The organism is Nitrospirota bacterium (assembly GCA_013388455.1).
Taxonomy (GTDB): Bacteria; Nitrospirota; Thermodesulfovibrionia; order Thermodesulfovibrionales; family SM23-35; genus JACAFF01.
In genome coordinates, this window is record JACAFF010000030.1 from 42,459 (window position 1) to 54,038 (window position 11,580).

The window sequence follows — 11,580 nt, forward strand, 5'->3', positions numbered from 1 at the left end:
AGATGGCAGAAACATATCCAATTAACATCTGGATTAATGAAGAAAGATTAGCAAAGCTTCAGAAGGCAGGCCTTGATTCACTTACACAGGAAATGCTTGCTGGCTTAAAGGTTTTACGTGTTCCAACCAACGAAAAACAGAGAGATGAAATATTGAAGATTTATCCAATGGCAAAATATGATAGTGCTACAACAAAAACCATAGAGCTGCTTCCAAAAGATGTTAAAGACAAGATTTTCGACATGGTGATTGAAAAGAAAACCGTTGACATGATGGATGACTTTCTTAAATCTGTCAAGAAATAGAAAGGAGGTGGAAGGAGACTTAATATTTGGTGGTTTTTACAACCAAACTCTTAAACCTAATATTTAAATAAGGAGGTGTTAAGTATATGCCAAGTTTTGTAATCACTGAAAAGTGTGACGGTTGCAAAGCACAGGATAAGACTGCATGTCAGTATATCTGTCCTCACGATCTTATGACTCTCGACAGAGAGAAGATGAAAGCTTACAATCAAGAGCCTGAGCAGTGCTGGGAATGTTACAACTGTGTAAAGATCTGCCCGCAACAGGCTATTGAGGTAAGAGGCTATTCTGACTTTGTTCCCCTTGGAGCACAGACAATTCCTTTAAGAGGAACGGACTCCATTATGTGGACAATCAAGTTCAGAAATGGTTTGACCAAGAGATTTAAATTCCCGATAAGGACTACTGCTGAAGGTTCAGTTGATCCATATGCAGGGAAACCAGAGCCTGATTTTTCAACAATTAAACAACCTGGGTTCTTTAATTACAAAGCAAGAACTGAATAAAAAAAGGAGGTGAATATATAATGGAAAAAGAAACTTGTACATTTTCATATTGTAAGAAACCTGAAGTAACAGAAGTAGAATGCGACCTTCTTATCATTGGTGGTGGTATGGCAGGTTGTGGTGCAGCATTCGAAGGATGTGCCTGGGCTAACCCCAAGAAGCTTAAAGTCGTATTGGTTGATAAGGCTGCTACTGATAGAAGCGGTGCTGTAGCAATGGGTCTTTCTGCTATCAATACCTATATAGGTGAGAATAAAGTTGTAGATTATGTCAAATATGTAAGAAATGACCTGATGGGAATAATCAGGGAAGATCTTGTATATGACCTTGGCAGGCATGTTGATGATTCAGTTCACCTTTTTGAAGAATGGGGTCTGCCAATCTGGAAAAAAGGCGATGATGGATTCTCAATAGATGGTCATGAGGCAAAAGAACAGGGCAAACCCATGCTCAAAGATGGAGGAACTCCTGTTAGATCAGGTAAATGGCAGATAATGATCAATGGTGAATCATACAAGGTTGTTGTTGCAGAGGCTGCAAAGAAGGCACTTGAGACCAACAGAGCTGCTACTGGTATGGCGCAGAACCATTTTGAAAGGGTATTCATTGTAAAACCAGTAATGGATGTAAATGGGAAAAATGTAGCTGCAGCAATCGGATTTAGCACAAGAGAGAACAAGATTTATTCCTTTAAAGCAAAAGCAATGGTATGCGCATCTGCTGGAGCAGTCAATTGCTTTAGACCAAGGTCAGTTGGTGAAGGTATGGGAAGAACCTGGTATCCAGTATTTAGCTGTGGTTCTGGTTATGCCTTTGGCATGGAGGCAGGTGCAGAATTAACATTAATGGAGAATAGATTTGTTCCTGGAAGATTTAAGGACGGTTATGGTCCAGTTGGTGCATGGTTCCTGTTCTTTAAGGCAAAAGCAACAGACAGCTATGGCGAAGATTATTGCGCAAATAAAGAATATTTCGATGATGCAGTTGCGAGATATGGCGACTATGCAAAAGGACTGGGCACTGCCATCAGAAACCATCTTATGATGAGAGCTATGAAAGATGGTAAAGGTCCTATTCTCATGAATACCCACACTGCTATGGCTGAGTTCTCTGCAAGAATTAAAGAGCAACTTGGTGAGAAAGCAGGAGCAAAGAAACTGAAACACCTCGAGGCTGAGGCATGGGAAGACTTCCTCGATATGGCAATTGGACAGGCATCACTCTGGGCAGCAAACAATGTTGAACCAGAAAAAGTTCCTTCAGAGATTATGCCTACAGAGCCTTATCTGCTTGGTTCACATGCTGGATGCGCAGGTTTCTGGGTTAGCGGTCCCGGTGATATACCAGGAACTCCTGAACATTACACATGGGGATATAACAGAATGTCTACAGTCCCAGGTCTATTCATGGCTGGAGACGTTGTAGGTGCCTCAGGACATAAATTCTCATCTGGTTCACATGCAGAGGGAAGGCAGGCAGCAAAGGCTGCAATAGCATACATACTCGATAATCCAGATTACAAGCCAACACCTAAAAAATCCCTTGACGAGATAGCGGCTGAACTCTATCTGCCATTTGAGATCTATGAAAAATACAAAACTTATACAACAGCTCCTGAAGTTAATCCTCACTATATTGGTCCAAAGGCACTTCAGGCAAGATTAATGAAGATAGCTGATGAGTATTTTGGTGGTGTAGCAACATGGTATATGACATCAAAGACAATGCTTGAAGAAGGACTAAAGAAGCTTGAACTGCTCAAAGAGGATGCAAGCAGAATGGCGGCAAAAGACCTCCATGAACTTCTCAGATGCTGGGAAAACTTCCACAGAATTCTGGCGGTCGAAGCACATGCAAGACACATCCTCTTTAGAGAGGAGTCCAGATATCCTGGTTACTATTATAGAGGCGACTTCAACAAGATCGACGATGCTAACTGGAAGTGCTTTACAAATTCCAGATACAATGTTGAGACCAATACCTGGGAGTTTAAGAAAGTACCATACGTTCAGATGTTCCAGTAAAATTGACAGAATGGGGGAGGGTACACCCTCCCCCATTTTTTATGATCTCGCAGAGATTTTTATTGACAAGTGTGATATAATACCCCCGTTTAAAAGTAGGTCAAAAAGAGTTGGTTATACAGTAAGTTATAAGCACCTCTTTATGACTTACTGCCTTTAAGGAGGGTTATTATGGCAGAAAATAAAAAAGTTCTTGTTGTTGGAGGCGGTATGAGCGGGTTGACCGCTGCTATCGAGGTTGCAGAAGCGGGATACGAAGCTCATATTGTGGAGAGAAACCCATATCTGGGCGGGAGGGTTGCTCAGATAAATAAGTACTTCTGGAAGCTTTGCCCACCGAACTGCGGACTTGAGATTCAGTTCAAGAGAATAAGAAACAATCCAAAGATCAAATTTTATACTCTTGCAGAGGTAGAGGATATCAAGGGCGAAGAAGGTAACTTTGAGGCTACGATAAAGTTGAACCCTCGATATGTAAATGACAAGTGTGTAGGATGTGATGCTTGTGCTCAAGCCTGCCCTGCATACAGGGATAATGAATTCAACTTTGGAATGAATAAGACAAAAGCAGCATATCTTCCTTCCTCACAGGTATTCCCATTTATGTACATAATTGATGATAAGGCCTGTCCAAAAGACTGTAAGAAGCCATGCCTTGATGCATGCAAATACAATGCAATTGATTTTAACATGAAACCTGAAACAATCAAACTTAATGTTGGAGCAGTCGTTTTAGCAACAGGCTGGAACCCATATGACATGACCAAACTGGATATTTTAGGTGCAGGTAAAATAAAAAATGTTATATCAAATATGATGATGGAACGATTAGCATCACCAGATGGACCTACCAATGGCAAAATTGTTAGACCCTCTGATGGTAAAGAGATAAAAAACATAGCATTCGTTCAATGTGCAGGCTCAAGAGACGAAAACCATCTTCCTTTTTGTTCTTATATATGTTGTCTTGCTACATTAAAACATGCAATGTATATAAGAGAACAATATCCTGAAGCAAAGATTCAGATTTTCTATATAGACATCAGAACTCCCGGGCTATATGAGCACAGGTTCTATGCAAAAATAAAAGATGATCCAAATGTTATATTTACAAAAGGAAAAGTTGCACAAATCACAGAGGATGCTGTAACAAAAGATGTTACGGTTGTTGCAGAGGACATTTATGGAGGTGGAAAAATCAAGGCGACTTTTGATATGGTCGTTTTAGCGACTGGGATGGAACCCTCAACAAAGAGTTCAAAAGTTGGCATAGATGTGCCTTATAATCCTGATGGGCTGGTTGATGATGCGTTACTTAAAAAAGGAGTTTATGCAGTTGGAACACTAAAGAGCCCGGCAGATGTTGCAAGATCGGTTCAGGATGCCACAGGTGCAGCAATAAAGTGCATCCAGAGTATAAAGAGGAGGTAGAGCATGGAGAAAAAATATGGTGTTTATATATGTAAAGGATGCGGTATCGGAGATTCCATTAATATAGAAAAACTTGCAAAAGCAGCAAAACGTGGTCCTATAAAAGAGGAGCAGATTAAGATACACGATATTCTTTGTAGCCCTGAAGCTTTGCAGATGATAAAAAATGACATAAAGAAGGATGGTGTTAACACTATTATTATAGCTGCATGCTCTCCGCGTGTAAAATTCGAAGAGTTCGACTTTCCAGGAACAATAACTGAAAGGGTAAATTTACGTGAATTTGTTGCTTGGATGCAAGAACCAAATACAGAGGAAACCCAGAGCCTCGCAGAAGACTATATTGTTATGGGTATAGTCAAAGCACAGAAAGGTGACCTTCCAGAACCTTCAATACTTGAAAACCTTAGTAATGATATTTTAGTCGTTGGTGGTGGAATAACAGGAATGACAGCAGCCCTCGATGCAGCCAAAGCAGGATATAAAGTTTTTCTGGTAGAAAAAGAACCTCAACTTGGAGGTTTCGCGAACAAACTATACAAAAAAATTCCAACGAGAGATTATAAAGAACCAGTTTTTGTTGATACAGATATTGATAAGATAATAAAAGAAGTTGAAAGTCATCCAAATATTAAAGTTTATAAATCATCAAAAATACAGAAGACTGCCGGACAACCTGGTTTATTTGATGTTACAATTTCTACAAATGGAAGCTCTGAGACAGTAAAAATCGGTGCAATTGTTATGGCTACTGGCTGGGTTCCTTATGATGCAACAAAACTTGATTATCTTGGATATGGAGTTTCCCCAAATGTTGTTACAAATGTTGAGTTTGAGGAAATTGCAAAGAAGGGAAATGGAAAAATCTTAAGACCTTCTGACGGAAAGGAAGCTAAAAAGGTTGCTTTTATTCAATGTGCTGGACAGCGAGATCCTGATCACCTTCCCTATTGTTCCTCCATGTGTTGTGCAACATCTTTGAAACAGGCTCGCTATGTGCGACAGAATAAAGACGCAACAGCAATGATTTTTTATAAAGACATACGGACTCCAGGCAGGCTCGAGGCATTTTATAAAGAGGCACAGAATGACCCTGGAGTTATGCTCACAAAAGGAGATGTTAAAGGTGTTTCAGACGCTGGGAATGGGAATCTTTTTGTTGATATAGAAAATTCTTTACTTGGGGAAAAGGTAAAAGTTGAGGCTGACCTTGTTGTCCTTGCAACTGGTATGGTGCCAACCACACGTGCTCCTCAGGAGTATCTTGATGGTTTAACGCAAATATCTACACAAGGTGATGAAGCTAAAAAGGCTTATTTAGAATCAACACCCAAACCAGAATACATACTTAATCTTGATTACAGGCAAGGGCCAGAAATACCTTCACTGGAAGGTGCTTATGGTTTTGCTGATTCTAATTTTATATGTTTCCAATATGAAACAAGAAGGACAGGAGTATATGCTGCAGGATGTGTGAGACAGCCTATGAATATGACAGAAGCACAGGAAGATGCTGCAGGGGCTGCTTTCAAGGCGATTCAATGTATAGATCATGTAGCAAAAGGTATGGCAGTCCATCCGAGGGCCTGGGATTTGACATTCCCTGACCCACAGCTTATCCGGTGTACTGCTTGTAAGAGATGTACAGAGGAATGTCCTTTTGGAGCAATTGATGAAGACGAAAAAGGTATCCCTTATTATAAAGTGAATAGATGCAGGCGATGCGGAACCTGTATGGGAGCTTGTCCTGAAAGAATAGTATCATTTAAAGACTATAGTGTTGATATAATAGGTTCCATGATAAAATCAGTTGACGTTCCTGAAGAGGAATTCAGGATAATATGTCTTGTTTGTGAGAATGACGCTTATCCTGCTCTTGATACAGCAGCATTGAATCGTAAAAAAATTGATTCATCTGTTCGGTTTATCCCTCTTAGGTGTCTTGGTGGTATGAACCTTGTATGGATTGCTGATGCTTTCTCAAAAGGTATCGACGGATTTCTTCTTTTGGGATGTAAGTTTGGTGAAAATTATCAATGTCATTTTGTTAAAGGGAGTGAGCTTGCGAATTATCGTTTCAGCAAGGTAGGTGAAACTCTGAATAAGTTACAGCTTGAGGCAGACCGTGTCAAACTTTTACAGGTTGCTATTGATGAATATCCAAAGCTTCCAGATTTAATAAATGAATTCGTTGAAAGGGTTAAAGAAATAGGACCTAATCCGTTCAAGGAATTTTAGAATAGGATTGGAGGATATACATGGCACAAGAAACCATTGCATCACCTGACGTAAAATTTGTAGATGAAATAATCAAAGGAGGAGGTGAATCGCTTAAGAAGTGTTACCAATGTGCTACCTGCTCTGTTGTATGCAATTTAACACCTGAAAATAAGCCCTTTCCAAGAAAGGAGATGTTATATGCTCAATGGGGTCTAAAAGATAAACTTCTACCCAACCCTGATATATGGCTCTGTCATCAATGTAGTGATTGCACAGCGTATTGCCCAAGGGGAGCTAAGCCAGGTGAGGTCCTTAATGCAGTAAGAAAATTGTCCATCGAACATTATTCAGTCCCACAATTCCTTGGAAAGGCTGTGGGTAGCAAACAGCATCTTGTTATTCTTCTTGCAATTCCAGTTGTAATTTTTTTGATAATACTTGCCTCTCTTGGACATTTAAACCTTACAAAAATACCTCTGAATGAAAAAGGTCAGATATCGTATCATGAGTTTTTACCTTCTCTATATATTGACAGTGTTTTTGTACCAGTAGCAATCTTTGCTGTTGTTTGTCTTGCTATTGGCATTTCAAGATATTGGAAAGATATGTTACGTGCAGCAGGACCGGTAACTCCTAAAATGAGTATTTCTAATGCTATTGTCTCAACAGTTAATGAAATCTTATCACATAGTCGCTTTGAAAAGTGTAATTTGACAAAAATACGAAAAATATCGCATTTCCTTGTTTTCTATAGTTTTATAGGGCTTGCAATCACAACAGCATGGGCAGTTGTATATCTTTACGGACCCCCTATTATGAAATTATTAGGATTAAAACCATTTAGCTGGATGCTTGGTCCTTCTCCTTATCCGTTGACCAATCCTGTAAAGTGGCTTGCCAATGCAAGTGCCTTAGGTCTTTTGGCAGGTATAAGCCTTGTTATTAGTAACAGGTTAAAAAATCAGGAAAAGGCTGGAAAGGGTGGTTATTATGATTGGCTCTTTATATATATAGTTTTTGCAATTATGGCTACAGGTATATTGTCTGAATTATTTAGATTAGCAAATATCGCGGTGCTTGCATATATAATATATTTTGCTCACCTTGTTGTGGTTTTTTTCCTGTTTGCATATGCTCCTTTTTCAAAAATGGCTCATATGGTATACAGGGCAACAGCAATGGTCTTTGCAAAATATACACAACGGGAACCTTAACCTGTAAAATATGGAAGAATATTTTATAGCGAAGGGGGTGAAAATAAATAGGATTTAGAAAAAATAGCTTATGGCATTAATTACAATAGCCATGATTAGCGTGACAATTAATCCATACTGGAAGGAGGGTATATGAATCAAATAATCTATTTTGCTTTACTTTGCGGTGTAGCAAGCGTTGTTTATGCACTTGCTACAACAGCTTGGGTCATGAAACAGGGCACTGGTAACGAGCGCATGGTTTTTATTTCTAATGCAGTGCGTGAAGGTGCACAGGCATTTTTGAGACGTGAATATACAACTGTTGCAGTCGTCGGTGTTATCATTCTCGGAATCCTATGGGTTACTCTGGGTTTCTGGACAGCAGCTGGATTCTTTCTCGGAGCATTTGGCTCTGCTGCAACTGGATATATTGGGATGATGGTTACAGTTAGATCTAATGTCCGCACAGCACAAGCTGCATTCGGTGGTCTGAATAATGCTCTGAAACTTGCTTTTAAAGGTGGTTCAGTTACCGGACTCATGGTAGTCGGCCTTGGACTTCTCAGCATTGCAGGATTTTATTTAATTGTCAGGTCTGCTGAGGCTGAAGTTGATAAGGCATTTCATGCACTCGTCGGACTTGGTTTTGGTTGTTCATTAATGAGTGTCTTTGCACGTATTGCTGGTGGTATTTACACAAAGGCAGCAGACGTAGGGGCAGATCTTGTTGGTAAAGTTGAAGCAGGAATTCCTGAGGACGACCCGAGAAATCCTGCTGTTATTGCAGACAACGTTGGTGACAATGTCGGTGACTGTGCAGGTATGGCTGCAGACCTATATGAAACCTATGTCGTTACTCTTGTAGCTGCGATGTTGCTTGCAAAAACAGTTTTTGGTCCAGATAGTCCATGGATTTTATTTCCGCTTTTAATTGGTGGGATATCAATCCTAGCATCAATAATTGGGACTTATTTTGTTAGACTTGGCAAAAGTCAGTATATTATGGGAGCTCTATATAAGGGTCTTGCAGCCGCAGGTATACTTGCAGCCATAGCATTCTATTTTGCTTCTCGATGGTTTTTAGGATTAGAAGGTGTTCAACAGACATATACAGCAACAGGAGTGTTTATGACGGCAGTGATCGGATTAGCTCTTACGGCTCTCATTGTTATGATTACTGAATATTTCACCTCAAAGAGTTTCAATCCAGTTAAACATATTGCAGCAGCAAGTCAAACAGGACATGCTACAAATATTATTGCAGGACTTGCTGTAAGCATGAAGTCATCAAGCCCTGTAGTTATTGTCATATGTGGTGCAATAATATGGGCATACTGGCTTGGAGGCGGTTTCTCAGGCAATCCAGGCGGAGGACTTTTTGCGATTGCGCTCTCCGCAGTATCAATGCTTTCTATGACAGGAATTGTTGTTGCAATTGACTCATATGGTCCTATTACAGACAATGCTGGTGGTATTGCAGAGATGGCTGAACTACCAAAGGAAATACGTGCAATTACAGATCCTCTTGATGCAGTTGGAAATACAACAAAGGCAGTTACTAAGGGCTATGCTATTGGTTCAGCGGGTCTTGCAGCACTTGTTCTGTTTGCAGAATATTCAAGATCATTTGGTGAGGCAATATTGTTTGACCTATCAAATCCTAAGGTTCTTGTTGGGCTCTTTATCGGAGGTTTATTGCCATTCCTTTTCGGTTCTTTACTCATGGAGGCTGTTGGTAAGGCAGCTGGTGGTGTTGTTGAGGAGGTTAGAAGACAGTTCAGATCGATACCTGGTATTATGGAAGGGAAGGCAAAACCTGAATACGGCACTTGCGTTGATATTGTTACAAAAGGAGCAATCAGGCAGATGATGATTCCTGCACTGATTCCAGTTGCAGCTCCAATAATCGTTGGTTTTCTAATAGGCAAAGAGGCACTCGGTGGGGTTCTTATTGGAAGTATTGTCACTGGATTATTTATGGCAATTGCAATGACAAGCGGTGGTGGTGCATGGGACAATGCCAAAAAGTATATTGAAGATGGTGCATACGGTGGAAAGAAATCTGATGCTCATAAAGCTGCTGTTACGGGTGATACCGTGGGTGACCCATATAAAGATACAGCCGGTCCTGCTATTAACCCGATGATTAAGGTTGTTAACATTGTTGCCTTACTTATTGTTCCGTTCATAGCATAATTATAGACATGATAGAAGGCCGACCTCCATTTATGGGGATCGGCCTTTTTTGTTATGATAGAAATAGAAGAATACCTGGTTTTAAAGTGGTTTACATTTTTGCTACAACTCTCAGCAAATTCGAGAGAGAAATGATAAGAAACCCCATTATGACACAGTTTCAAAGTCAAGCAATGATAATATTTTAAGGCTCATGGTTTGTTTGAGTGGTAATATAATGTGATGATAACAAATAGTTGTATTCTTTTACCTCTTATAATTGGGTTTCTCGCAGGGATAGGCATTCTTTATTTCATGCTGAAAATGAGTGCTATTAGAGTTAATAGGATCGATGAAAAGACCTTATTGTTCCGTCTCCCTTTTCTGGGGACTGCAGAAGCTGAAGAACCAAAGACATATAATGGAATCTTTGTGAAAAATATTTCAGAAGACCTTGATAAGATAAATTTTTTTCAAAAATTTATGAAATTTGATATCTTGCTACATTACGCAAGAGAATACAATATTAACTATATAGGTTTTGAAGGAGATACCAGTTCTGGATGGAGCAATGGAAAACTTGCTTACAATACTCTGTCGAAAGGACATAACGGCGGGTATAATATTTACCTGAATCCAGATTTAGATAGAAAGGCTGTAAGCGCCCGTATAAGTAAAGATATCGGTACGGAAATATTACCTGATGAGCTTTATACATTTCTCTTTTTACATGAAATTGGACACACCAAAAAGGCAGGTAATGAATGTTATATAACTGCACTGGTAAATCATTCATTATCTGGTGGGAGAAGGGCTGCTCGAAGGAGGCGAGAATTAAAAGAACTTCATTTAAGATCGGAAAAACTCGCTGATGAGTTTGCTATCAAAGAACTTTTGAAGATAAAACAGAAAGGATTAAACTAAAATGCCATTGCCAAGCATGAAGGATGTAGAGCCATCAAAGCTCTCAATGAACTCAGGATTTAAATTTAGATGCCACAAAGGTATTAAGTGTTTTACAAAATGCTGTAGTAAGATCAATATACTTCTTACCCCATACGATATTGTGAGAATGAAAAAGAGACTCGGTATGAGCTCTGAAGAATTTCTCGAAAAATATACAGTTATGGAGATTGATGAGAAATCTACACTTCCTTTGGTAAGATTGAAGATGTTAAATGACGATGAAAAAAAATGTCCATTTGTTACACCAGAAGGGTGTACTATTTATACAGACCGTCCAGCTAACTGTCGCTATTATCCGATTGGTCAGGGAACCCTCAGAAAGGGAACGGATAAGGGACCTGTTAATGAAGAGTTTTATTTTTTTATTAAAGAACCACATTGTTTTGGATACCAGGAAAATACTAAATGGACAATACAGACCTGGAGATCTGACCAGGGAGTTGATATATATGATGAGATGAACAGAGAGTGGAAAGAGATCCAATTAAGGAGAAATCCCTTAATGGAAGCCCTTGATTCTAATAAACAGGCACAGATTTATACTGCATGCTATGATATGGAGCGGTTCAGGAGATTTATTTTTGAGAGCAGGTTCCTTGACATTTTTGAGATTGAACCGACCGAAGTAGAAAATATAAAGACTGACGATATTGCTCTAATGAAACTCGGTTTCAGATATTCAAAATATATTCTCCTGCTTGAAGAAACGATGAAGGTGAGGGAGGATTACAAGAAACAAAAATAACTAAAGAAGGAG

General features: G+C 39.5%; 9 protein-coding genes. All 9 read left to right on the forward strand.

Features of this window, described 5'->3' with window-relative positions; translation table 11 throughout:
• The first annotated feature begins 2 nt into the window (after positions 1 to 2).
• The 9 genes from HXY53_07345 to HXY53_07385 all read left to right on the forward strand — a co-directional run bounded on the left by HXY53_07345 (position 3) and on the right by HXY53_07385 (position 11,568).
• On the forward strand, positions 3 to 305 hold the full coding sequence (locus tag HXY53_07345; GenBank protein NWF76363.1) for a hypothetical protein: 303 nt from the start codon (positions 3 to 5) through the stop codon (positions 303 to 305).
• An 86-nt stretch (positions 306 to 391) separates the two neighbouring features.
• Positions 392 to 811 carry an adenylyl-sulfate reductase subunit beta gene (gene aprB / locus HXY53_07350; protein NWF76364.1) on the forward strand — a complete coding sequence of 140 codons (420 nt, stop codon included), beginning with the start codon at positions 392 to 394 and terminating at the stop codon, positions 809 to 811.
• Between the two features lie 20 nt (positions 812 to 831).
• Positions 832 to 2,835 (forward strand): adenylyl-sulfate reductase subunit alpha, encoded by a 2,004-nt coding sequence (locus HXY53_07355; GenBank protein ID NWF76365.1) that lies wholly within the window; start codon positions 832 to 834, stop codon positions 2,833 to 2,835.
• A 171-nt stretch (positions 2,836 to 3,006) separates the two neighbouring features.
• The gene (locus HXY53_07360) at positions 3,007 to 4,266 is read left to right on the forward strand and encodes a CoB--CoM heterodisulfide reductase iron-sulfur subunit A family protein (protein ID NWF76366.1); all 1,260 of its coding nucleotides are present in this window, start codon (positions 3,007 to 3,009) and stop codon (positions 4,264 to 4,266) included.
• 3 nt (positions 4,267 to 4,269) lie between these two features.
• A complete protein-coding gene (locus HXY53_07365; GenBank protein ID NWF76367.1) occupies positions 4,270 to 6,504 on the forward strand; it encodes an FAD-dependent oxidoreductase in 2,235 nt (744 codons plus the stop codon).
• Between the two features lie 20 nt (positions 6,505 to 6,524).
• A complete protein-coding gene (gene qmoC / locus HXY53_07370) occupies positions 6,525 to 7,700 on the forward strand; it encodes a quinone-interacting membrane-bound oxidoreductase complex subunit QmoC (protein NWF76368.1) in 1,176 nt (391 codons plus the stop codon).
• Positions 7,701 to 7,832: 132 nt separating this feature from the next.
• On the forward strand, positions 7,833 to 9,878 hold the full coding sequence (locus tag HXY53_07375) for a sodium-translocating pyrophosphatase (protein ID NWF76369.1): 2,046 nt from the start codon (positions 7,833 to 7,835) through the stop codon (positions 9,876 to 9,878).
• Between the two features lie 222 nt (positions 9,879 to 10,100).
• Complete coding sequence (locus tag HXY53_07380) at positions 10,101 to 10,781, forward strand: hypothetical protein (GenBank protein NWF76370.1); 681 nt, start codon at positions 10,101 to 10,103, stop codon at positions 10,779 to 10,781.
• Between the two features lie 7 nt (positions 10,782 to 10,788).
• The gene (locus tag HXY53_07385; protein ID NWF76371.1) at positions 10,789 to 11,568 is read left to right on the forward strand and encodes a YkgJ family cysteine cluster protein; all 780 of its coding nucleotides are present in this window, start codon (positions 10,789 to 10,791) and stop codon (positions 11,566 to 11,568) included.
• Positions 11,569 to 11,580: the final 12 nt, after the last annotated feature.

Excerpts from the sequence above, each read along its gene's own strand:
- HXY53_07345 (NWF76363.1), top strand. The coding sequence starts at position 3 with ATGGCAGAAACATATCCAATTAACATCTGGATTAATGAAGAAAGATTA.
- aprB (NWF76364.1), top strand. The coding sequence starts at position 392 with ATGCCAAGTTTTGTAATCACTGAAAAGTGTGACGGTTGCAAAGCACAG.
- HXY53_07355 (NWF76365.1), top strand. The coding sequence starts at position 832 with ATGGAAAAAGAAACTTGTACATTTTCATATTGTAAGAAACCTGAAGTA.
- HXY53_07360 (NWF76366.1), top strand. The coding sequence starts at position 3,007 with ATGGCAGAAAATAAAAAAGTTCTTGTTGTTGGAGGCGGTATGAGCGGG.
- HXY53_07365 (NWF76367.1), top strand. The coding sequence starts at position 4,270 with ATGGAGAAAAAATATGGTGTTTATATATGTAAAGGATGCGGTATCGGA.
- qmoC (NWF76368.1), top strand. The coding sequence starts at position 6,525 with ATGGCACAAGAAACCATTGCATCACCTGACGTAAAATTTGTAGATGAA.
- HXY53_07375 (NWF76369.1), top strand. The coding sequence starts at position 7,833 with ATGAATCAAATAATCTATTTTGCTTTACTTTGCGGTGTAGCAAGCGTT.
- HXY53_07380 (NWF76370.1), top strand. The coding sequence starts at position 10,101 with ATGATAACAAATAGTTGTATTCTTTTACCTCTTATAATTGGGTTTCTC.